At 55.0% G+C, this 22,323-nt stretch carries 26 protein-coding genes; 18 read left to right on the top strand and 8 right to left on the bottom strand.

The window, feature by feature from the left end; genetic code table 11:
• Positions 1 to 305: 305 nt before the first annotated feature.
• From ACR0KJ_RS19175 to ACR0KJ_RS19165, 3 genes are read right to left on the bottom strand one after another with little or no spacing between them, the layout of a single operon-like run.
• Positions 306 to 1,424 (bottom strand): Gfo/Idh/MocA family protein, encoded by a 1,119-nt coding sequence (locus tag ACR0KJ_RS19175; RefSeq protein ID WP_170525012.1) that lies wholly within the window; start codon positions 1,422 to 1,424, stop codon positions 306 to 308.
• Positions 1,421 to 2,476 (bottom strand): sugar phosphate isomerase/epimerase family protein, encoded by a 1,056-nt coding sequence (locus ACR0KJ_RS19170; RefSeq protein WP_170525015.1) that lies wholly within the window; start codon positions 2,474 to 2,476, stop codon positions 1,421 to 1,423. The genes ACR0KJ_RS19175 and ACR0KJ_RS19170 overlap by 4 nt, the downstream gene beginning before the upstream one ends.
• 23 nt (positions 2,477 to 2,499) lie before the next feature.
• A complete protein-coding gene (locus ACR0KJ_RS19165; RefSeq protein WP_480627435.1) occupies positions 2,500 to 3,522 on the bottom strand; it encodes a LacI family transcriptional regulator in 1,023 nt (340 codons plus the stop codon).
• 225 nt (positions 3,523 to 3,747) lie between these two features.
• Between ACR0KJ_RS19165 and ACR0KJ_RS19160 the strand changes: the two genes are divergently transcribed.
• The 7 genes from ACR0KJ_RS19160 to ACR0KJ_RS19130 all read left to right on the top strand — a co-directional run bounded on the left by ACR0KJ_RS19160 (position 3,748) and on the right by ACR0KJ_RS19130 (position 10,420).
• On the top strand, positions 3,748 to 4,974 hold the full coding sequence (locus ACR0KJ_RS19160; RefSeq protein WP_480582431.1) for an ABC transporter substrate-binding protein: 1,227 nt from the start codon (positions 3,748 to 3,750) through the stop codon (positions 4,972 to 4,974).
• A gap of 79 nt (positions 4,975 to 5,053) precedes the next feature.
• The gene (locus ACR0KJ_RS19155; protein ID WP_170525021.1) at positions 5,054 to 5,944 is read left to right on the top strand and encodes a carbohydrate ABC transporter permease; all 891 of its coding nucleotides are present in this window, start codon (positions 5,054 to 5,056) and stop codon (positions 5,942 to 5,944) included.
• Positions 5,937 to 6,842 (top strand): carbohydrate ABC transporter permease, encoded by a 906-nt coding sequence (locus ACR0KJ_RS19150; RefSeq protein ID WP_170525025.1) that lies wholly within the window; start codon positions 5,937 to 5,939, stop codon positions 6,840 to 6,842. The genes ACR0KJ_RS19155 and ACR0KJ_RS19150 overlap by 8 nt, the downstream gene beginning before the upstream one ends.
• A 5-nt stretch (positions 6,843 to 6,847) precedes the next feature.
• Positions 6,848 to 7,927, top strand: coding sequence for an ABC transporter ATP-binding protein (locus ACR0KJ_RS19145; RefSeq protein WP_480627434.1), 1,080 nt, complete (start codon positions 6,848 to 6,850; stop codon positions 7,925 to 7,927).
• A gap of 64 nt (positions 7,928 to 7,991) precedes the next feature.
• Positions 7,992 to 8,732, top strand: coding sequence for a sugar phosphate isomerase/epimerase family protein (locus ACR0KJ_RS19140; RefSeq protein WP_170641987.1), 741 nt, complete (start codon positions 7,992 to 7,994; stop codon positions 8,730 to 8,732).
• A gap of 12 nt (positions 8,733 to 8,744) precedes the next feature.
• Positions 8,745 to 9,878, top strand: coding sequence for a Gfo/Idh/MocA family protein (locus tag ACR0KJ_RS19135; protein WP_480627433.1), 1,134 nt, complete (start codon positions 8,745 to 8,747; stop codon positions 9,876 to 9,878).
• Positions 9,879 to 9,889: 11 nt separating this feature from the next.
• Positions 9,890 to 10,420 (top strand): gluconokinase, encoded by a 531-nt coding sequence (locus ACR0KJ_RS19130; protein WP_480627432.1) that lies wholly within the window; start codon positions 9,890 to 9,892, stop codon positions 10,418 to 10,420.
• A gap of 542 nt (positions 10,421 to 10,962) precedes the next feature.
• On the opposite strand, the gene ACR0KJ_RS19125 is transcribed toward ACR0KJ_RS19130, so the two are convergent.
• On the bottom strand, positions 10,963 to 11,181 hold the full coding sequence (locus ACR0KJ_RS19125; RefSeq protein ID WP_480627431.1) for a GDCCVxC domain-containing (seleno)protein: 219 nt from the start codon (positions 11,179 to 11,181) through the stop codon (positions 10,963 to 10,965).
• Between the two features lie 4 nt (positions 11,182 to 11,185).
• Positions 11,186 to 11,509, bottom strand: a complete 324-nt coding sequence (locus ACR0KJ_RS19120) for a hypothetical protein (RefSeq protein WP_170451106.1) — start codon at positions 11,507 to 11,509, stop codon at positions 11,186 to 11,188.
• Positions 11,510 to 11,608: 99 nt separating this feature from the next.
• Between ACR0KJ_RS19120 and ACR0KJ_RS19115 the strand changes: the two genes are divergently transcribed.
• The 3 genes from ACR0KJ_RS19115 (at position 11,609) to ACR0KJ_RS19105 (ending at position 14,158) form a co-directional block, all read left to right on the top strand.
• Positions 11,609 to 12,007 (top strand): MerR family transcriptional regulator, encoded by a 399-nt coding sequence (locus ACR0KJ_RS19115; protein WP_480627430.1) that lies wholly within the window; start codon positions 11,609 to 11,611, stop codon positions 12,005 to 12,007.
• 109 nt (positions 12,008 to 12,116) lie between these two features.
• Positions 12,117 to 13,514 (top strand): sensor histidine kinase, encoded by a 1,398-nt coding sequence (locus tag ACR0KJ_RS19110; RefSeq protein WP_480627429.1) that lies wholly within the window; start codon positions 12,117 to 12,119, stop codon positions 13,512 to 13,514.
• The gene (locus ACR0KJ_RS19105) at positions 13,511 to 14,158 is read left to right on the top strand and encodes a response regulator transcription factor (RefSeq protein WP_170451099.1); all 648 of its coding nucleotides are present in this window, start codon (positions 13,511 to 13,513) and stop codon (positions 14,156 to 14,158) included. Before ACR0KJ_RS19110 ends, ACR0KJ_RS19105 begins: the two co-directional genes overlap by 4 nt.
• Before the next feature lie 75 nt (positions 14,159 to 14,233).
• Here ACR0KJ_RS19105 and ACR0KJ_RS19100 read toward each other — a convergent pair whose 3' ends face one another.
• Positions 14,234 to 15,034 carry a hypothetical protein gene (locus ACR0KJ_RS19100; protein ID WP_480627428.1) on the bottom strand — a complete coding sequence of 267 codons (801 nt, stop codon included), beginning with the start codon at positions 15,032 to 15,034 and terminating at the stop codon, positions 14,234 to 14,236.
• Positions 15,035 to 15,193: 159 nt separating this feature from the next.
• The gene (locus tag ACR0KJ_RS19095) at positions 15,194 to 16,075 is read right to left on the bottom strand and encodes a cation diffusion facilitator family transporter (protein ID WP_480627427.1); all 882 of its coding nucleotides are present in this window, start codon (positions 16,073 to 16,075) and stop codon (positions 15,194 to 15,196) included.
• A gap of 223 nt (positions 16,076 to 16,298) precedes the next feature.
• Between ACR0KJ_RS19095 and ACR0KJ_RS19090 the strand changes: the two genes are divergently transcribed.
• Complete coding sequence (locus ACR0KJ_RS19090) at positions 16,299 to 16,997, top strand: hypothetical protein (protein ID WP_480627426.1); 699 nt, start codon at positions 16,299 to 16,301, stop codon at positions 16,995 to 16,997.
• 463 nt (positions 16,998 to 17,460) lie between these two features.
• On the opposite strand, the gene ACR0KJ_RS19085 is transcribed toward ACR0KJ_RS19090, so the two are convergent.
• On the bottom strand, positions 17,461 to 18,042 hold the full coding sequence (locus ACR0KJ_RS19085) for a TetR/AcrR family transcriptional regulator (protein WP_170451095.1): 582 nt from the start codon (positions 18,040 to 18,042) through the stop codon (positions 17,461 to 17,463).
• A gap of 124 nt (positions 18,043 to 18,166) precedes the next feature.
• Here ACR0KJ_RS19085 and ACR0KJ_RS19080 point away from each other — a divergent pair, with 124 nt between their 5' ends.
• The 7 genes from ACR0KJ_RS19080 to ACR0KJ_RS19050 all read left to right on the top strand — a co-directional run bounded on the left by ACR0KJ_RS19080 (position 18,167) and on the right by ACR0KJ_RS19050 (position 22,128).
• Complete coding sequence (locus ACR0KJ_RS19080) at positions 18,167 to 18,757, top strand: YceI family protein (protein WP_480627425.1); 591 nt, start codon at positions 18,167 to 18,169, stop codon at positions 18,755 to 18,757.
• Between the two features lie 64 nt (positions 18,758 to 18,821).
• Complete coding sequence (locus ACR0KJ_RS19075) at positions 18,822 to 19,361, top strand: luciferase domain-containing protein (RefSeq protein ID WP_170624435.1); 540 nt, start codon at positions 18,822 to 18,824, stop codon at positions 19,359 to 19,361.
• Positions 19,362 to 19,570: 209 nt separating this feature from the next.
• A complete protein-coding gene (locus ACR0KJ_RS19070; protein WP_170451089.1) occupies positions 19,571 to 19,906 on the top strand; it encodes a hypothetical protein in 336 nt (111 codons plus the stop codon).
• Positions 19,907 to 20,096: 190 nt separating this feature from the next.
• Positions 20,097 to 20,432 (top strand): DUF411 domain-containing protein, encoded by a 336-nt coding sequence (locus tag ACR0KJ_RS19065; protein WP_480627424.1) that lies wholly within the window; start codon positions 20,097 to 20,099, stop codon positions 20,430 to 20,432.
• 20 nt (positions 20,433 to 20,452) lie between these two features.
• Positions 20,453 to 20,896, top strand: coding sequence for a c-type cytochrome (locus tag ACR0KJ_RS19060; RefSeq protein ID WP_480627423.1), 444 nt, complete (start codon positions 20,453 to 20,455; stop codon positions 20,894 to 20,896).
• Positions 20,897 to 20,908: 12 nt separating this feature from the next.
• The gene (locus ACR0KJ_RS19055) at positions 20,909 to 21,253 is read left to right on the top strand and encodes a copper resistance CopC family protein (RefSeq protein WP_170451086.1); all 345 of its coding nucleotides are present in this window, start codon (positions 20,909 to 20,911) and stop codon (positions 21,251 to 21,253) included.
• Positions 21,254 to 21,285: 32 nt separating this feature from the next.
• Positions 21,286 to 22,128: a copper resistance D family protein gene (locus tag ACR0KJ_RS19050; RefSeq protein ID WP_480627422.1), complete on the top strand. Its 843-nt coding sequence runs from the start codon at positions 21,286 to 21,288 to the stop codon at positions 22,126 to 22,128.
• Positions 22,129 to 22,323 lie beyond the last annotated feature (195 nt).

Raw genomic sequence — 22,323 nt, 5'->3', positions numbered from 1 at the left:
AGAGGATAGGGGGAGCGGGCTAAACAAACCTGATCTGAATGTCGGAAGCCGACATTCACGTGAAGTGTAACCAACGGCTGTTGTGAGCCCAAGCCGGTCATCTTAATTTCATGCCGCGAGTGCGCGCAGTGGCAAATATTCTGCACAAGCACGAAATTCCATGACGCGGTGCGGCAGCGATTTCGACCCTTCGTGAGCGACGCAACATTATTAAAGGCGGCAATTTACAGAACGCGAGACGAAGCGGGCTTTCGCTATATATATTGTAACGGCTGCAATTTAGCTTACCCCAAGCACTTAAAGCCTTAATTTGATTTATTGTGCACCCAAGACGCGTCATTTTTGGAGCTTGCCTGACACGCTGCGATAAACCACATCCCATTCATAGCAGCGTCAATCCCTGGGAGGAGAAGCCCATCGCTAGATCCGCTGATAAGATCTGCTGCGTCACTGTAGAGATTGGCGAACCCCTCTAGATACCCCTCGGGATGCCCAGGAGGGATGCGCGCCCAACGGTCATTTTCATCGCCTAAATGAGAGCCGCCCCGTGTGAGGATTTGTGTGGCCGCCCCAAATCTGGTGAAACTCATCTGATTTGGGTTCTCTTGGTTCCACTCAATGCTGCCCTTATCGCCATAGATGCGCAATGTCAGGCTGTTTTCGCAACCAACGGCAACTTGACTGGCCCAAATCATACCCTTCGCGCCACCCTCCAAACGTAAAAGGATGTGGGCATTGTCATCGACCTTACGGCCATCTACGAAACAATGCAGGTCTGCACACAGCGCTTCCGTACCAAGACCCGATACGAAAGAGAGAAGATTGAAGGCATGCGTGCCGATGTCGCCTATCGCTCCAGCGCCGGACATATTGGGATCGGTGCGCCAATCGGCCTGTTTGTTGCTGGTGTCTTCGGCCAGCCAATCCTGGGCATATTCGGCCTGAACCACCCGTAATTTCCCCAGATCTCCACGTGCAATCATCTCACGGGCTTGTCGCATAAGCGGGTAACCTGTGTAGTTGTGAGTCAGGATAAATTTTGCCTTTGAAGTGTCCACGGCGACTTTGATTGCCTCAGCATCGTCCTGTGTCGCGGCAAGGGGTTTGTCACAGATCACGTTAATCCCAGCATTCAAAAACGCGATCGTAGGGCCTGCATGCATGTGATTTGGCGTTACAATCGCAACCGCATCAATGCCATCTTCACGTGCGGCTTCCTGCTGGGCCATGACTTCGAAACTGTCGTAAGACCGCTCCGGCGCGATGCCCAGCTCCACCGCCGAGGCCGCCGCGCGTTCAGGGTTGGATGACAACGCTCCCGCGACCAGATCCCACTTGCCGTCGATACGCGCGGCGATGCGGTGCACACCACCGATAAATGCGCCTTGGCCGCCGCCGACCATTCCAAGTTTTAGTTTTTTCATAGTCCTAGCATCCGTTTGATTTGCGCATCGTCACGCTCTGCACCGGCGAAGTCGTCAAAGGCTTTTCCGGTCACCTCGATCAGGTGTTTCTCGATAAAGGGCGCTCCTTCGGCCGCACCCTGTTCCGGTGATTTGATGCAGCATTCCCATTCAAGAACGGCCCAGCTGTCATAGCCATATTGGGTCAGTTTCGAGAAGATGCCCGCGAAATCGACCTGGCCATCGCCAAGCGACCGGAACCGCCCGGCGCGATCCGTCCACCCCTGATAGCCGGAATAGACGCCCTGACGCCCGGTCGGATTGAACTCGGCATCCTTGACGTGGAACGCGTTGATGCGGTCGTGATAGAGGTCGATGAACTGCAGGTAATCCAGTTGCTGCAGCAGAAAATGCGACGGGTCGTAGTTGATCATCGCCGCTTCATGGCCGCCACAGGCATCCACAAACATCTCGAAGGTGGCGCCGTCGAAGACATCTTCGCCGGGGTGGATTTCAAACCCGATATCCTGCCCGTGATCCTTGTAATGGTTCAGGATCGGTATCCAACGGCGACCTAGTTCGGCAAAAGCTTCTTCGATTAGGCCTGCAGGGCGTTGCGGCCAGGGATAGAGATAGGGGAATGCCAGAGACCCTGTGAAACTGACCGTGTGCTTGAGGCCAAGCCGTTCGGAGGCGACGGCGGCCTTCATCATCTGATCCACGGCCCATTCCTGCCGCGTCTTGGGATTACCATGCACAACCTCAGGCGCGAAGGCGTCAAAGGCTTCGTCATAGGCGGGGTTCACGGCCACCAATTGGCCCTGAAGATGGGTCGATAGTTCGGTGATCTCGACACCCGCGTCCGCGCAAATCCCTTTAATCTCGTCGCAATAGGCCTGGCTGGTCGCTGCCTGTTCAAGGTCAAACAGGCGTGCGTCGAAGGTCGGGATCTGCACGCCCTTGTAGCCCAACCCCGCGGCCCAGCGGGTGATCCCGGCCAGGGAGTCGAAGGGCGCTTCGTTGCCCGCGAATTGGGCCAGAAAAAGGGCTGGCCCCTTGATTTGAGTTGCCATCGTTTTCTCCTTGCGATGGATTGTTAGTGTTCAGGAGGAACGTGCAGCCTTTGCATCAACGGCTCATCGGGTGCGATCAGCTGCTGCATGACAGCCTTTGCGAGGAACCGGCCCGTCTTCCCGACATCCTCAGTTTCGACGAGGATGTCGTCGCGGAATGTCTTCAGCAACGGCACGGTTTCTTTCGAATACACGTCGATATCCTTGCCCAGCTTGCGCCCTAGGCCTTCGAGAACACCGATGGTCGCGATGGCTACTTTGGGGGAAGCGCAGACAACAGCATCGATATCTGGTGACTTTTCAAACCTGTTCAGCAGCCAATGCCGGATGTCGTCGGAAGAATCGTCGCTGGAGATCTTCTCGGCAATTCGATAGCTCAGATTCAGATGAGGTGCGGTTTCAAGCAGGCTGCGCTTCATGTCCGTGGCATAGGCCTGATGCAGCGGTGGTAGAATTGCGTGGATGTTTCTGCGTCCACGCTCTGCAAGACGGTTTAGAGCGATGCGCATGAATGCAGCGTTGTCATAGTCGGAATAGGCGTGATCGGCGCACCACTTCGAACGCCCGTGCGTCGCAAATGGAAACTTGCGTTCCATCAGATACGCGACGCGCTGGTCTTCTGGTTCGACCATATTGAAGATCACCGCATCGGCTGACCGCGTTTCGACGATGTACTTGATCGGCCGCAACGAATCTTCGTCTGGAAACCATGGCAACACGTTCAGGTGAAACTGTGTCCCGCGCAACTCGAGTGCGATTGAACTCGTAAGGCGAGTTGCGCTGCTGATGACATCGCCCTCCGCGGGCACGACGAGGGTGACAACATTTGTTCGTCCTGTCCGGAGGCGGACCCCGGCTCGGTTTGGGACATAGCCAACCGCATCGGCGATTTTGCGTACAAGCTCTTTGGTGTCGCTGCCGATATCCGGAGCATCCCCCAACGCGCGTGAGACCGTTGCGACGGCCAAACCGCTGATTCGCGAGATTGTCTTCAGGGTCGGTCGTTCGCCTGGATGAACCAGCGCCGACAGTTCTTTTTTGCTCAATCCAGCGATTACATCTGCGCTTCGTCTCATTAGCCTACACCTCAGAACATTGCTTAGACAGGCCTGAACCTATTCAGCAATTCTTGCTTCGCCTCCGTCTGCGAAAGGTCGCACCCCAATAATGAAAGGTCGCACCCCAATAATAAAGCGTACAAAAAAACACTTGCAAGGAGAAACTATAACGTTATAGGAGAAAAACTATATCGTTATAGGTGGGAGGAAACCATGAACCGGACTAAAATGCTGATGTCAGCAACGGCGATTGTCGCCGCATCCAGCGCTTCAGCCGCTGAGCTTGAAGTTATGCACTGGTGGACGTCGGGCGGTGAGGCCGTAGCGGTCCAGCAGTTCGCCGATGCTTTTAATGCCACGGGCAATACTTGGGTTGACGGCGCGATCGCTGGAGGCGACGCCGCGCGCGCTGTTATGGTGAGCCGCCTGACAGGTGGCGACCCAATGGGCGCGTTCCAGTTCAACCACGGTCGTCAGGCCGAAGAGCTGATCGAAGCAGGGCTGCTGCGCGACATCACCGACATCGCCGAGGCCGAAGGCTGGCTTGACCTTGTGAACCCTCCCAGCTTGCTGGAAGCCTGCACCGTCGACGGGCGCGTCTATTGCGCCCCGGTGAACATCCATTCCTGGCAGTGGCTCTGGGTAAGCCATGGTGCTTTTGAAGACGCCGGTGTCGCGGTACCGACCAATTGGAATGAATTCGTTGCCGCTTCAGACGCTCTTGAGGCTGCCGGGAAAATCCCGATGGCCATAGGTCAGCAGGGCTGGCAGCAGGCCGGCGCATTCAATGTCTTCATGGCAAGCTTGCCGCCAAGCGACGTATTCACCAGCGTTTATGGCGACAAGAACATCGAGATTGCCGCGGGCGAAGACGTGGCTTCCGTGTTCGCCGCAGCCGCGTCCGCGCGGGATATGGCTGCCAACTCCAACGTCCAGAACTGGAACGACGCCACCAACATGCTGATCACGGGCAAGGCTGGTGGCCAGATCATGGGTGATTGGGCACAAGGTGAATTCGCGGTTGCCGGTCAGGTTGCCGGTGAAGACTATAGTTGCTTGCCTGGTCTTGGCGTAAACCCGCGTCTATCAACGGGCGGTGACGCATTCTACTTCCCCGTGCTCGACGACGCGGAGTTATCGGCGGCCCAAGCCGAACTCGCAGCCCTGCTTCTCAAGCCTGAAACGCAGGTAAGCTTTAACCTAGCGAAAGGCTCGTTGCCGGTCCGGGGTGATATCGACCTCGAAGCAGCCAATGATTGCATGCAGCAGGGTCTGGCCTTGCTTGCGGAAGGCGCACTTCTGCCGGACTTCAACATGCTGGTGACCCCTGACACCAAATCTCAGATCGACGATCTTATGGTGCAGTTCTTTGCCGATCCTTCCTACTCCCCGGAAGATGCACACGCCGATTTCGTGCGCATTATTGAACGCGCAAACTAAACAACTCTGGGGTTGGCGCGTTTTCGAACGGGCTAACCCATCCACTTTGATTGTCGGGCTTTCAGCAGGGAGATAGGCGATGACTTCGACGCGCCCAAACCAGCTGTTCCGGAACAAATCAGCAAAGATTGCAGCAATACCAATGGTGTTGACCGCTCTCTTTGTCTTTGTTGGCGGAACCGTGTGGACGGTTGTTTACAGTTTTACCGATTCAGGGCTTTTACCGCGCTTGAATTGGGTTGGCCTTGACCAGTATGAGCGGCTATGGACAACGCGTAAATGGCTGGTTTCAATCGAGAACCTTGCCATCTATGGCTTCTGTATGCTGGTTCTGATGTTTGTGATCGGCTTCATTCTGGCTGCGCTGATTGACCAAAAGATTCGATTTGAGAATACCATTCGGACCATTATTCTTTACCCGTATGCGCTCAGCTTCGTTGTCACCGGTCTGGTCTGGCAATGGATTCTGAACCCGGAATTCGGCGTGCAAAATATCGTGCGTGGTCTGGGTTGGGAAAGCTTCACCTTCGACCCGCTCTATACGGCCGATATCGCGATTTACGGCGTGCTCATAGCTGGCCTCTGGCAGGGCAGCGGGCTCGTTATGGTGCTGATGCTCGCCGGTCTTCGCGGTATCGATCAAGAGGTCTGGAAGGCGGCCCGTGTCGACGGTATCCCCGCCTGGAAAACTTATATCTTCATTGTCATCCCGATGATGCGCCCGGTCTTTATCACGACCCTTGTACTGGTGGTGACGGGCATTGTGAAACTCTATGACCTGATCGTGGCGCAAACGGGCGGGGGTCCGGGCATCGCCACCGAAGTTCCCGCCAAATACGTCTATGACATGATGTTCCAGGCCAACAATTTGGGTCAGGGCTTTGCTGCCTCGACCATGATGTTGGTGACGGTCGCAATCATCGTGATCCCCTGGGCTATCCTCGAGTTTGGAGGCAAGAACCGTGGCTAATACTTCCGCTTCCGCTTTCACCGACCCACATGGGCCAAAACCGCAAAAGGCCTTCTCGCGGCGCAATATCTTTCTCTACGGCACGCTCTTTGTAGTGGCTGCCTACTACGCTCTGCCGCTCTACATCATGATCGTGACGTCGCTGAAAGGTATGCCGGAAATCCGGATGGGCAATATCTTTGCCCCGCCGATGGAGGTGACTTTTCAGCCCTGGGTCAAAGCCTGGTCCGAGGCTTGTACCGGTCTGACCTGTAACGGTCTCAGTACTGGGTTCTGGAATTCGGTCCAGATCACGATCCCCTCGGTGATCCTGTCGATCATCATCGCATCGGTGAACGGCTACGCTTTGGCCAACTGGAAGTTCAAAGGCGCGGATTTGTTCTTCACCATCCTGATCTTTGGCGCCTTCATCCCCTATCAGGTGATGCTCTATCCGATTGTGATCATGCTGCGCGAGATTGGCTTATACGGATCGTTATCGGGGTTGGTCATTGTTCACACAATCTTCGGGATGCCGATCCTGACGCTGCTGTTCCGCAACTATTTCACGTCGCTGCCTGAAGAGCTGTTCAAGGCTGCACGCGTCGACGGGGCGGGCTTCTGGGGCATCTATTTCCGCATCATGGTGCCCATGTCGCTGCCGATCTTCACGGTCGCGATGATCCTGCAAGTGACAGGCATCTGGAACGACTTCCTGTTCGGCGTCGTCTACACCGGCCCGGAAAGCTATCCGATGACTGTGTCGCTGAACAATATCGTCAACACGACCCAAGGCGTGAAGGAATACAACGTCAATATGGCCGCCACGATCCTCACCGGATTGGTGCCACTGACTATATATTTCGTCTCGGGAAGACTCTTTGTGCGCGGCATCGCCGCCGGCGCGGTGAAAGGCTGAACATCATGGGAAATTCAGTAGAAATCAAAAATCTCGACCTGCGGTTTGGATCGGTTGAAGTCCTCAAAGACCTCAATCTCGATATCGGAAAGGGCGAATTCCTGGTGCTCCTGGGCTCGTCCGGATGCGGCAAGTCCACCCTGTTGAACTGTATTGCAGGCCTGCTGGATATCTCCGCTGGGCAGATCCACATAAACGGTCAGAACGTTACCTGGGCCGAGCCGTCCGAACGTGGCATCGGCATGGTGTTCCAGTCCTATGCGCTCTACCCGCAGATGACGGTCGAGGGGAACCTGTCCTTCGGCCTTAAGAATGCGGGCCTGCCAAAGCCTGAGATCGCCGAGCGGATCAAACGCGCCTCGGAAATCCTGCAAATCGAGCCGCTTTTGAAACGCAAACCTGCCGCCCTGTCCGGTGGTCAGCGTCAGCGTGTGGCCATCGGGCGTGCGTTGGTGCGCGACGTCGATGTATTTCTGTTTGACGAGCCGTTGTCGAACCTCGATGCGAAACTACGCGCGGATCTGAGGGTCGAAATCAAGCGCCTGCACCAGAACCTCGAAAACACCATGATCTACGTCACCCACGACCAGATCGAAGCGATGACGCTGGCCGATCGGATCGCGATCATGCGGGGCGGTCAGATCATGCAGCTGTCGTCCCCTGATGAAATCTACAGCCGCCCGGTCAACAAATATGTGGCGGGCTTCATCGGATCGCCGTCAATGAATTTCATGGATGGCCAGATCAAGGACGGTCACTTCGAAGTGGGCGAGCAGAAGATCCCGCTGTCCGGCTACGAATTCTCTTCGGAAGGTTCGGTCGAAGGCCCTGCGACCTTGGGTATCCGCCCCGAACATGTGGTCACCGGAGAGCTTGTGCAGAACGCGCCCTATCAGATCGACGTGGATATCGACCTGATTGAACCAACTGGCTCAGACAAGCTCGTGGATTGTGTTGTTGCGGGCAACCATTTCCGCGTGCGCATGGAGGGGCAGGCCGATGTGAAGGTCGGTGAGAAACTGCGACTTGGTTTCGACCTGACACAATCCTCGCTCTTCGATATTCAATCGGAATTGCGGCTCTAAGCGCTTTCCAATCCCAAAAAGGGCCGAATGGCCATCCCCTTAACCTGATCTAAAAGGACAGATCATGCCTTCTATTTCCTATCAGCTCTATTCGTCGCGCAATTGGGACGTTGGAGAAACCTTCAAGATGCTTGAAGAGCTGGGCGTCAAAGAGGTCGAAGGCGTCGGCCCTTACTATGAAGACTTGGCAAAGACCAAAGCCTTGCTCGAGACCCATGGCATGACCATGCCGACGGGCCATTTCGCGCCTGATCTGGTCGAAAACGAGCCCGAAAAGGCGATCGAGATTGCCAAGGCCCTTGGGATCAAATCCGTGATCGTGCCCTTCATCCCGCCTGCCGAGCGCCCGACCACATTGGCCGGTTGGCAGGACTTCGCGACGCGTCTGGCCAAGGCGGGCGAGCCGATCATCGCTGCCGGGCTGGAATACGGCTGGCACAATCACGATTTCGAGCTGGTGCCCGTTGACGGGCAAATGCCGCTCGATATCATCGCGGCAGCCTCTGATGACATCATGCTTGAGCTTGATCTGGCCTGGGTCAAAGTGGCCGGTCACGATCCGGCGGAATGGCTGACGAAATATGCCGACCGCATCACCACCGTGCATGTCAAGGACCGCGCGCCCGAAGGCGAGAATGCCGATGAAAGCGGCTGGGCCGATGTGGGTCACGGCATCATGGACTGGCCCGCGATCAAGCAGGCCATGGATGCCGCCGGGGTCGAGCGTTACGTCATCGAACATGACAACCCCAATGACCATGTCCGCATGGCCACCCGGTCGCTGGCCACCGTTCAGGCGTTTTGAGGGATCACAGACATGAAGACTGTTGGTGTCGGCATCATCGGCTGCGGCAATATCTCGACCTCTTACCTCAAGCTCGCGCCGCTCTTTAAGGCGCTTGAGGTGCGGGCGGTTGCCGATCTGAACATGGATGCCGCCAAGTTGCGTGCGGAAGAGTTTTCGGTTCGCGCCGATACGATCGACGATCTGCTGGCTGCCGATGACATAGAGATCATCGTCAACCTGACGATCCCGGCGGCGCATTTCGATGTGACCAAACGGACTCTAGAGGCAGGCAAGCACGCCTATTCCGAAAAGCCCTTTGTGCTGACCCTGGAAGAAGGCGAAGCCTTGCGGAGCCTTGCGGCGGAAAAAGGTCTGCGCGTCGGGTCGGCGCCGGACACCTTCCTAGGCGGTGCCCATCAACTTGCTCGTGCGGCCATTGACGAAAATCTGGTCGGGAACATCATCGGTGGTACCTGTCACGTAATGTCGCGCGGAATGGAGGCTTGGCACCCCAATCCGGACTTCTTTTTCCAGCCCGGTGGCGGGCCCATTCTTGATCTCGGACCCTACTATGTGACCAACCTGGTGCAACTTATTGGGCCGGTGAAAGCGGTGACAGCCATGGCTTCGGCCAGCTTTCCGACCCGCGCCATCGGCAATGGCCCGCGCGAGGGCGAAACCGTGCCTGTGGACACGCCGACCAATATTCACGCCGTACTTGAATTCGAAAACGGCGCGCTGATCACCCTTGGCGCAAGTTGGGATGTTTGCGCCCATCGCCATGAGAATATGGAACTTTATGGAACTGACGGTTCGCTGTACCTTCCTGATCCAAATTTCTTTGGAGGAGAGGTTTATCTAGCCAAGCAGGACGGCGATACCACCGCTATTGCGTCTCGCAATCATGCATTTGAGATCCCCAACGCCAAGGACGGGCAAGGGAATGACCGTGCCAACTACCGCTGTGCAGGACTTGCGGATATGGCCGTGGCCGTCGCCACGGGAAGGCCGCATCGTTGCAGCTTGGAACTAGCGACTCACGTGGTCGAGATAATGACCGCAATCCTTCAGTCCGCTGAAGAACGACGCTGGATCGATATGGTCACTGCTTGCGAACGTCCGGATGCGTTGCTCCCGGATCAAGCCCGCGCTCTACTCATTTGAATTGCACTCTTATGGTTGAACCCCCAAAGGCCACCCGAAATCATGTCTTTATTGTTATGGGCGTGTCCGGTGTTGGCAAAACCACTATCGCACGCAGTCTCGCGGAGCGACTGGACGCTCAATTCATTGAAGCCGACGATTACCATTCGGTCGCCAATCGAAGGGCCATGAAACGGGGTATCCCACTCAATGATGAGATGCGATTGCCGTGGCTTCATGCATTGTGTGAGGCCGCTGAAACCGCCCGACGTCAGGGGCATGTCGTTCTGGCCTGCTCTGCCCTCAAACAGCAGTATCGTGACCTGTTTCGCACCCACGTGGTGTATTTAAAGTTCATATTTCTAGATGCCGGTCGCGATGCCATTGCACAGCGTATGGCGTCGCGCAGGGGCCATTTTATGCCAGCATCTTTGCTGGATACCCAGTTCGCGACTCTGGAGCCGCCGCTCCAAAATGAAGGCGTTATCGCAATAGATGCCGCTGCTCCTATGCCGGTGGTCGAGGATGCCGTCGAAGCAGCTGCCCGATCGGTTCTTAGCTAGCAACTGTATTTCTCAAGCGGTCTGAGATGACCGTTTCTGACCTGATTTGACGACAGCGCTAGCAATGGTCACGGGCTTGCGGGCGACGGCTGTGATGACGACATTGTGTGGTTTTCCAGCGCCTCGGAGACGATCAGCAAATTCTTTGAGAACAGGATTGTGATGACTTGTCTCGTCGCGAAAGCACAGTTTCGGTTCCAGCCAAATCGACGCACTTGAACGATCGCTCCGACGACATCGGCTGCAACGCGGCGAAAAGTGTGCTTCACCTGCCAGCGGATGCTGCGTCAGCAATAGCTGCATGAGCAAATGGCGGCTGTGTCCCGCCTTGCACCAATTCAGTCAACGCGCAGCGAAAGGCAGGACGTCCTGAACCGGGCATTCGTGACATGAGCAGCTAAGGCTAACGAAGAGCCCACTTTGACCGATGCTGCTCGATGCCTCAATGACAGCAATGCGCATAAACCAGACTTTGCAAACTTTGGCGGACGAGCCAATGCGGGCTATCAACATCTTTCTCGGATATTGCGGTTGCGGCCCGCTTATCCACAACAGTGGTTTTCTAACTGAATTGGTGGACACGGGACAGTTGCATAGGAACAAAAAACACAGCAATCGCCTTCCAATGGTTTCAAGACTGCCTTGCATGATTTGCATTCATAAAACCACTGGCACGAGTCGGTTGGCATTCTTTCGGTTTCAATGTGCCCACACCGAGGGCAGGTCAAAGTGCTATCCAGCACCACAGCTTGTTTTGTCATTGTCTCACATCTGCATGATTAGGTATTCGTTGATTTGAGCCTCATTGAACACGATGACCCATGCCAGCGCGGTGATCGCTGAGCTTCCACCAAGCCACCATTTCAGATTTGCCAACGTCCCGTTTCGATGCGCTACGATCCATGAAACCGCGACCAGCGCTGTTGAGATGGCGAGAACATAGTAGCTTGCCACCGCTATTCTTCCGAATACCGCCAACCAACTGCCACCCAAGCCTAACAACATCATGGCCATTGGAAGAACACAGCATGTCGCGACCCCCAGAGCGGAAACCGATCCCAGGTAGCTGAGGGTCACATATTTCTTCATCTTTCGCTCCCGAGGTGCTCGATTTGATTGTGTTGAGGCACCGGCATACAGAGCGTATAACTCCTGTAGCAACTACAGGATCAGTAGGGGGCACTTTACATGATTGCGATAGGTGAGGCTTCCCGGCAATCCGGGGTCGGAATTGAAACTATCCGCTATTACGAGCGCGAAGGTATCGTACCAAAACCCGCACGAGCTCTGAACAATCGTCGCCTCTATTCAGCAAATGATGTGGGTAGACTTCGGTTTTTGAAGAAATCCCGCGACCTGGGGTTTCCTCTATCTGACGCAAAGGCGCTTTTGGAGCTGTCAGAAGGAAGTACCGAAGACTGCCGGTCAGTGAAAGAACTGGCCGTTGCACACATTGCCAGCGTTCGAAGCAAGATTGATGAGCTCAGACGTCTGGAGCGCGCCTTGAGTGAGCTTACGGCCAATTGTGATAGCGGAATCGTTCAATGCCCGATGCTGCAAAGACTGAGAACGATGGATGATATCTGACTCTGGCCGCTGGGCGGAATCACAGAGTCTGAGATTTAGCCAGATCGCGTCAGACCAAGGTCTGTGGTGCGGTAACAGATTGTAGTTCATAGTCGATTTCACGATGAGAGTGAAAGTACCTGACCTAACGATTGGCAATTGGTCGTTGTCGCGAGTGTTTCTTGCGGCCAGCATCGTTGTGATGGGCACTGCTACTGCAATCGTCGGGGTCTGGGTGTCAAATCGAATCCAGAACGCAGTCGTGCAAAACTCCGCCAACTCCGCGGCACTGTATATGGAAAGCGTGGTTTCCCCGCTCAGCCAGGAATTGGCACATGGCGACCGACTTTCAGAGCAGGCGAGCCTGGCGCTGGACGAGATTTTTATGACCCAGCCAATGCGTGACCGCATCGTTTCCTACAAATTCTGGAAGCAAGGCGGTGTGATTGCGCATGCCTCGGATACAGACATCATTGGAAACCGTTTCAATCCAACGGATGACTTAAGGCGGGCGTGGAGCGGTGATATCTCCGGCTCTTTCGAAGAGCTTGATCATGCCGAGAGCGCCGCCGAGGCGGCATTGGGGATACCACTGCTTGAAGTTTACAGCCCCATCCGCGAACTCTGGTCCGGCGAAATCATTGCAGTTGCGGAGTTCTACGAAAGAGCTGATCAGCTTGAGTTAGACTTAGCCAAGGCCAGGCGAACAAGTTGGTTGGTCGTCGGTTCCGCATTTCTGGCAAGTACGATTGTTCTGTATTCCATCGTCGCAATTGGTGACAAAACAATTCGACGACAGGGGACTCTTCTTAAACAGCGCCTTACAGAAAGTGAGAGGATGGCCGAGCAGAATGCCCGGCTGCGGTCGCGTGTAGTCGAAGCGTCAGAAAGATATGCCACGCAAACAGATCGGTTCCTCAAAAAACTCGGTGCCGAGCTACATGATGGTCCTGCGCAATACATGTCGCTCGCCGCCCTTAGACTGGAGGCGGCGTTTTCCAAAGAGTCCGAAAGGCCTAAAGAGGCAGAAGAGATTCAGCAGTCTTTGCAAAAGTCTCTGACTGAAATTCGTGCGATATCACGAGGGCTGTCCGCGCCAGATATCGACAGCCTGTCACTCGTCGATGTTGTGAAAAGAGCCGTAGAGGATCACGCCGAACACAGCCCGTTGCGACCGGATGTTTCATTCCTGGGCAGCCAGGCCCCAGAGCTGTCATTGTCCGACAAGCTGTGCGTTTTTCGGTTCCTTCAGGAGACGCTTTCCAATGCCGCGAGATATGCTCCAGCTTCCAAGTGCACTGTTTTCTCTGAGGTGCAGAGCGACTGCATAGTTGTAAAGGTCAAAGACGACGGACCTGGATTTGACAGGTCAGAAGAAACCGCGTTGCGAGACGATGGTGGCCAGGGGCTTATGGGCTTGCGAGATCGGGTCGAGAGTATTGGTGGTAGTTTCGAAGTCGCATCGAGACCGGGCGAAGGCACCACCATTGTTATGACACTGTTTTCCAGAAAGATGAGTGCATCATGACAACATCCGTCATTATAGCGGACGATCATCCAATTTTTAGGGATGGCTTGCAACGCACATTAGATGAAACTGATGTTTTTGAAGTTTTGGCCGCTGGGTCCAGCGCTGAAGAGGCAGTATCGCTGGTCGGTACGTATCAGCCGGACATAGCTATTCTTGATCTCTCGATGCCCGGTGGCGGGATAAGCGCGACACGTAAAATTGCGGCAATGGCAAATCCGCCTTTCATTGCAATTTTGACGGTATCAGAGAACAGCAGCGATGTCGCAGACGCCTTGGAGTCTGGCGCGATTGGTTACATTGTGAAAGGAGTAACCGCGAGCGAATTGACCGCTTCCCTGAAAAGCATCGCCGCAGGTGAGGGGTTCGTATCTCCGGGCTTGGCGTCGCGTGTGCTGCTTCAAATCAACACTGACAGCGGCACCTCCAAGGACGGCGGCCTTCTCGATGACCTTACGCATCGTGAGGAAGAAATACTTCGACGTGTGGCCAAAGGTCTTAGTAATCGTGAAATCGCTGACGAGTTAGACCTTCAAGAAAAAACCGTGAAGCATTACATGACAGCAATCCTGTCAAAGCTTCATGCGCGCAATCGGGTAGAGGCAGCACTCATCGCCCATGATGTTTGGAACAAGGGAGACTAACTGCGGTTTCATTGACAGCTATGGCGGCCCCTCTCAATGAGAAGCCGCCAACGGATTATCGACTGGATTTGCTGTTCAGTTAGCAACCGCCTGTAGCCTCCGGCGATCAGAAGCCGTTGCGTTTCTCTCAACAACAGTCCGGTTGTACGGGTCTTTTAACTCGTAGCGCCCAAACTCGATTTCCTCTTTCCAACCATTGGCATAGTTCACTTCGATATTGTTGCCCTGGCGTTCGATTTTCGTGGGTCGACTTCTAGCAGCGCCGCCTTGCCCTGAAGAGCGCACGTTGTCGATTGAGATACCATTCGCCAATGACCGAAGCCTTGAGACGTCAGCACCGGTCGCAGGGCGCTCCTCAACAGTTCGGTTCTGCGCATTCTTTCTCTCATACCGCCCGTTTTCGATCTCCTCCTTGGTTCCGTCGGCGTAACGTACTTCAATGCCGCTGGCGTTTGTCTCGACCTTTGTTATCCCAGCCGAACCCGACGATTTGCCCCCCGCTTGAGACCGATCCTTCTTTCCGCTGCCTCTACTGGAGCGTTTGGAGTCATCATCATCATCGTCGCGACCACTTTTGCCTGATCCTGAACTGTCGTCACGATCATCATCTCTATCGTCATCACGATCATCGTCCCGGTCCCCACCACGGCCGCTACTCCCCGACCCCGAGTTGTCGTCCCGGTCATCATCTCTGTCGTCACGATCATCGTCACGACCATCCCCGTCTTTTCCCTTGCCGCTCTTGGCAAAGGCATATGACGGCTCAAAATGTAGGCGACCGTCGGCATCGAACACTGGTACATAAGGTGTCGCCGCGATCAACGAAGCCAGCGCCGCGGTGCTAAGAAGTTGACCCAGCTTTCTTTGAATTTTCATTTTCGCCTCCAATTCTGATCATCACGCTTCTCGACGTTGGAGACAGGTTACTTCTGGCCCGGCTTTCCCACATCGGGCTTAGGTCTGACGAATTTCAAGCCGAACGTCTTAGCCAGATCGGTCAAGTCGATAGTGTTTTTGCAGGGCTGAATAACAAGTTTAGTGGGAGTTAACCCCGACACCCAACAATTCGTCATCAGGTTCGAGGTGAATGACAAAGATCGAACCCGGATACAAACGATCCAATTCTTCCTCGATGTCATTGCATATATCGTGCGCTGCACTGACTGGCATTGTGCCATCCACAACAAGATGAAACTCCACAAATATGACATTCGCGGATCTGCGCCCTTTGAGGTCGTGGTATTCTAAGGCTGCGCCGAGATTTGCTTCGATTGCGTTGGAAACAGTCTGCAAGTCATGCTCCGACAGTGTCACATCCATCAGGCCATCGACGGACGACCGAATAACTTTCCATCCCTCCCACAAGATGTTCAGTGCAACAAGAATTGCCAGGATCGGATCGAGGATCAGCCAGCCGGTGGCAAGCGCCAGTATCAAACCTGCGATGACACCAACTGAAGTCATGACATCCGTCAAAATGTGCCGGGAGCTCGCCTCCAATGCAGGCGAACCCTCCCGCCTGCCGATTTTGAGCAATAGGTAAGCCCATGCGCCATTCACACCCGTTGCAATGACATTCACGACGATTCCAAGAAGCGGCGCATCCTCAAGATGCGGGTTTGGAAGTGCCAGTACAGCTTCTCTGATGATCAAGAATGCTGCCAGCACAATGAGTGCGCCCTCGACGACGGCAGAAAGATACTCAGCTTTTTTGTGACCGAAGGGGTGGTTTTTATCAGGGGGCTTGTTTGCAACCCGAACTGCGAGATACGCCAGCAGCGCCGCAACGACATTCACAGTTGATTCCATTGCGTCTGACAACAAAGCCACCGAGCCGGTTAGCCACCAGGCCAACAGTTTTAGTGCCAATACCGCAATGGATATCGGAATGGACCAAAGAGCGATTTTTTGTGTCATTCCGTCACGACCCTCAGTCACTCATTACAAATGATCCTGGGAACAGGTGAGCGACCGCACTTAACATGTAAGACCGGAGTAGGGTAGTAATAATTAGGGCCAGAGGGTCGGTCATGCACAACCGGCTGTAGTGAATCGCACCAGCACCATAGTGTCATACATCCGGACCCGATGGTTACATACGACTAGCATCAGTGATTACACAGCACGAAGGGAGAAACACATGCCGAAGTTCACCAAAAGAACAACTATCCGTGGGGTTGCTGCACTCGTAATCTGCTGTTTCGCAACGGCGGCACAGGCGCAATCGGCAGGCGAGGAGATGTCGTTTTTCATCACTAGTGTGGGCAAGGGGGACGGTGCCAATCTAGGCGGCCTCGAAGGCGCCGATGCCCATTGTAATGCACTCGCTTCCGCGGCCGGTTCTTCCAAAACATTTGCGGCCTATCTGAGCACTTCAATGTCCATTGATCGCAGCACCGACCCGATGACGATCACCAATGGCATTTCTGCACGCGACCGGATCGGATCGGGCCCCTGGCACAATGCCAATGGAGAGCTCATCGCCAACAATGTTGAAGAACTGCACCGCGACAGCGTGAACATTAGTCTACAGACAGCGCTCGACGAAAACGGTAACCCCGTCAATGGGCGTGGTAGCCAGCCGAACAAACATGACATTCTGACCGGCTCCGATTCCGCAGGTTACTTCTCTACGGCAGGCGGTGACACAACATGCAGTAACTGGACTTCGAACAGCGAGGGTGGATCTGCGATTGTCGGGCATCATGACCGTATCGGTCTCAACGATGCCCGAAACATGGTGTCCTGGAACTCATCGCACGGCTCGCGCGGTTGCGGAGAGGAACATCTGCCACGTTCAGGCGGGGCAGGTCTGTTTTATTGCTTCGCAACGGACTAATCGGGCAGCATTGGTACGCGTGACGCCCGCATTGAACCTGACATTACCAAGTCAGTCTGGGGGATCGCGTTTTGGAAGCGGTTTTTGGGCGGAAATAGTCTAAATGCCGCTTCGTTGCGAGTTTACTAAATTGCAATGCTTGGGTGAGAAGGTTCGGTTTGGGCTGCTTCAAGTCACTTATGTGCAAGTCAGCGAAAGGCGCATCAGAGGAGGATACTGGACATTGCAAGGTTTGGCCGGTTCCTGAAAGTCGACATTGCCGTGGGCGACACTGAACCCAAAGGTGTTCATGTTGCATTGTGAATTAGCGGCAGCGACAAATCAGGGTGCAGTCGTCAACGTTGTGAGGAGCGCATCGAATTGACCCTGCGGCGTGCTGATGTCAAGCGGCGAACGTAGCCATACTGCGATCTTGGAAACTGTTATGTTTATTGGCCGCTTTGATTGCCTAGTCAGGCGATGGTCACTGTCCCGAATTGGTTTTCGCGATACTGCAAAGCAGATCAACATGTTGATCCAACCACTCTTCGTCCAGTGCCTCGTGACGTATGAGCTTGCGGAAATAAGGTGCCGCGACTGCTAGTTCTATGAGTTGGTCGACCGGAACATCGGCGGTGATCTCATCGCGGTCTATTGCGGCTGCAAATACTGCTTCAACACTCGCGAACCTGTCTTTCATGAATTCTGTTATCACTAACCGCGCTTCTGCATCGGTGGACGCAGCAGCGACCACCTGAGGCGCGATTTGGCCCCACGGTGTGTCATTTAAGGCTCCCATCAGTACACCGAGTAACCAGCGCAGGTCAGATCGTAGCGGGCCATCGGTTTTGGGCGGTATGTTTGGCGGTGTTGCGATGCGCCGGAATGCTGCATCACGCAGACTGCGCGCATCTGGCCAGTGCCTGTAAAGTGTACTGCGCGAAATGCCAGTTGCCTTCGAAACTGCGCCATGAGTTACGTGCAGCACGCCCTCATCCATCAGTATCCTTTGCGCCGCATCAAGCGCGGCCTGCCGTGTGGCGATCAGCCTAGGATCTTCTTTCAATCACCCCTCCTATAGAACATCTTGTTGCACAGTAGAACATTTTGTTCTAAAAGTACTGCCAGCCAAAAACTAAAGCTCAATACTCAATTCCGCGAACACGTCTTGTCAAAATGGGAGCGTATCAATGTTCAAAGTGGCAGCAACCCCGCTAGCGGTACTCTTATCGATGGTCGCGACAACCGCATTGTCCGAGAGTGGTACGTACGAGCTGGACCCCGGGCACAGCCAGGTACTGTTCAGCTACGACCACATCGGATTCTCAGAAACGTTTGGAATGTTCTCAGGGTTTAGCGGTGAGATTGAGTTCAATGAAGATGATCCGTCTGCGTCATCTGTCACAGTGTCTATGCCTATAAAATCCATGATCACGGGCTGGGATGCCCGTTTGCAACACTTCATGTCCGATGACTTTTTTAGCGCGAGTGACGATGACGTGGTCACTTTCGCCTCAACCAGCATTGAAGTGACCGGGGACAATTCCGCGAATATTTCTGGCGACCTGACCATGAATGGCGTCACCAAACCTGTTGTTCTGGAAACAACGCTTAACAAATCAGCGCCATACCCTTTTGGCGAAAATGAGGGCACGCCGACCTTGGGGCTGGCAGCCACGGCGACTATCGTGCGGTCTGAATTCGGACTTGGGGCGTTTGCACCTGCGGTGAGCGACGAAATAGCAGTCTTGATCAATGTCGAAGCGTTAAAGGCTGAATGATGTGTGCAAGGGAACTGATATGGCACCGAGCGCTCATTCTTAACTTTTGACCGGCTGACAACAAATGAATGTGTTCCTGAAACTACTGGCGGCTGCCGCGACAGCGGTGGCATTGATGTGCCCGATGGTATCCGCACAAGAGCGCTCCTTGCCGGAGCGCACCTCGCCCAGTCCCGAAACGACAAGCGGCGTACCCCATACACAGATTGGTGTCGAAATTGATGCCGATTTGGCCAAGCTATTGCTGGAGCGTGTTGCGCAATTCCCAGGGGTCACACTTGGCCCAACACGCATATCATTACCTGGCGCGATTGGCTTTCAGCTTGATCCTGACATGTTGATGTCTCAACCGAACTCTATCGTCGGTGGGTTTGAGTTTGCGCATATGCATCCTGATGGCAGCTTGCACGCTTCGCTGCACCCCGCAATGGCCCGACGGGCAATTGAGGCTGGCTGGGCCGTAGGACACCCTTGGGCCAATCAACGTCCCGGATGGAGTGGCTTTGTCATGATCTATACTCCGACCACACCAGAAGAGTTGGATGTCGTCATCGGCCTGGTCGAAAGTTCGTACACCTTCATCACCGGAAACACCTTAGGCTAAACGCCTCTCTGCTGACCTTGCCGTTGCTGACTAATACGCAGATCAGTCAAAATTCAGTTGTACCGGACTTTCAGGTGATCCATGTTCCGCTGTTCCGGACGGACATGATCCAGAGATGTGGCGCACCCATAATGGGTGCAACTAGGATCGTTTGCGTCGACCCATCCTCGTAACTTGTCAAAACCACGTGCCCCCAGTAGGTATTTGGTATGTTTCGCCTGGTCCTGTCGATACTTCTTGTTGTTGCATTCTCTGGCGCATCCGCAGCGTCCGTGAAGCATGGCTTGACCCATGGATCGGATCATTCTGGTCATCATGCTCAAATGGCGGACGACGATCCGTTGGCTAATGCCGAGAAAGCTGTTGCGGATTGTTGCGACACCACCAGCGGCATGGGTTCAACATCCTGTTTTGGTGATCTCGTCGCCACGGCGGGGATTTCGCCTATTGCTCCATTGGTGATCTCAGTGGGTGGTGTGACGCACGCTGGAGCCGATTTTTCGGGCCTCGCACTGGGTGTTCCCACCGGTCCTCCGAAAGCCTGAATGGCAACGGGCGCTCGCCCGCATTCCGTTCAAATTTCACATCAAAGGACCGACAGACATGATCACACGTCGTCAATTCACCACAATGTCTGCAACTGCTCTCATCGCGACAGCTCTTCCCGTCCGTGCAGGCACCCCAATGCACGTGCTCAGTTCACCAGGTTGCGGATGTTGTCACGCGTGGGCCGACTTGGCTCGCGCACGTGGCAACGCCGTAACCGTTGAGGAACTGACCGACCCCGAGGCACAGAAGTCAGCGCGGGGTATCCCGCTGAACCTCGCATCCTGTCACACCATTGAAGCCGATGGTTATGTCTTTGAAGGCCATGTGCCGTTCGAAGCACTGGAAGCCGTGTTGAAGGATCGGCCTGACATTACAGGGCTTGCCGTTCCTGGCATGCCAATGGGCTCCCCTGGTATGGGCGACGATCCGTCCGCCAGTTACGACGTCATTGCATTTGGGGGAGAGGCTGGAGCCGGTACGGTATACTACCGCGCTGGCAACGCACAGCCGTTCCACACCTGATGCTAGGGCGCACAACACTCTTGGTCACCGGTGGGCTTGCGCTCGCCGGTTTCGCCCTAGCTTTCGTTCTGGCCCGGCCCTCTAAGGCCGTCGGTCTATTGAGGCCGGATGACGCCGAACTGGTCGCAACTGGCCAAGATATCTACGCGGACCAATGTGCTGCCTGCCACGGAGCACGCCTGGAAGGACAGCCAAACTGGCAGATACGCGGCGAGGATGGTTTGCTACCGGCACCGCCGCACGACGCCACAGGGCATACGTGGCACCACGATGATGAAACGCTCTTCACCTTGACCAAATTTGGCCTGGCCGGACTGATGGAAAATGCACCCCCAACCGGTATGCCGGTCTATGAAGGTGTGCTCGGCGATGACGAAATCATAGCGGTCCTTTCTTATATCAAGTCAACCTGGCCCGATGAGCTTCGTGAGTACCACGACGAACTGAATGCCCAATCCGAATAGAGGAAAACTCAGATGATCAAACAAACTCTTGTCGGTTTGGCCGTAGCGACAGCTCCAATGCTTGCGGCTGCGCATTCAAAGTCCGAGGCAACGACACCGGCTGACGGCGCGACTGTCACGGACGTGCCGGAGCTTTCCATGCGGTTCGATGATCCGATGCGCATCATCTCGGTCACGCTGACCTCACCCGATGGCGACGTCAAAATTGAGCGCGAGACAGGTATGGACCCCGCTATGGAGTTCCGAGCTATGCCTTTGGAGGAGCTTGCACCCGGAAGCTATCGTTTCGACTGGCGAGGTATGGCTTCCGACGGTCACCCGATGCAGGGCAGCTTCTCTTTCACGGTAACTGAGTGACCGGACTGGCCCCCATTGACGGTGTTGCCGTCTTGGCCATTCTGGCGAAAGCACTTGGCTACGGTACGGCGCTGCTGGCGATGGGTAGCGTCCTATTCACCGTCCTCTTTGCCACGCGCGCCGAAGTGTCTGTTTTGCGCCTTGCAAGGCACCTCGCGGTCGGTGCGGCGCTACTCGGTCTCGCCGTTCTGGCTTTGCGTTTCGGCATTAGAGCGGCACGGATATCCGGGATGGGCTTTGAGGGCGCGACGGACCCAATGATGCTTGGCTTTGTCTGGGACAGTCCACTTGGCACCGCCGCGATTTGGCGAGGAGTGGGTGAACTCGCGATATTGGCAATTTTGCTCCAACGCGTCGGGCAGTGGATTGCTTTGGCGGGCAGCCTTGCCATAGCGATTTCTTTTGCTCAGGTGGGACACTCGCTAGGAGAGCCTAGAGCGGCTCTCGCAGTCTTGCTGGTTCTTCATCTGCTGGTTGCCGCGTTTTGGGTCGGTGCTCTACTGCCTTTGCGCAAAGCGGTGCTCACTCCAACTGAGGCCGATCTACTGCACCACTTTGGCAATGTCGCTGCTTACGGAGTTGCCGTCCTGATTGTAGTAGGCGCGGCACTCGCATGGCTGCTTTCCGGCTCACTGGCCGCCTTGTTCGGAACGGCCTATGGATTGGGGCTTTTAGTCAAGGTCGTGATCGTTTCTGCCCTTCTTGGAATCGCGGCGCTGAACAAGTTGAAACTCGTTCCGGCTCTCAGGGCTGAGAAGCGTGGCGCGGAAATTGCTCTCCGGCGGTCGATTTCGATAGAGATTCTCGCTGTTGCCCTGATCCTGCTTGCAACGGCGACGCTAACAAGTGTGACGACACCTCCCATCAATCTCTGACGCCTTTTGGTCCGAAGCAGGAGCTGCAAAGTCTTGTTGCGAATGTCCGTTTAGGGCTGACTGCGGTCCTTTGGAGAAATAATGCGGATGGCTGCAAAGTCCCGACAGCGGTAATTGTGAACCTCTGTGAGGATCGTCGGCTTTGGACCCTTCTAGAGCTTTTGATTGGCTCTGATATTTGTAGTCCGGATTTAG

Source organism: Ruegeria sp. AD6, assembly GCF_056542325.1.
This window is presented reverse-complemented; position numbering and strand designations above follow the sequence as displayed.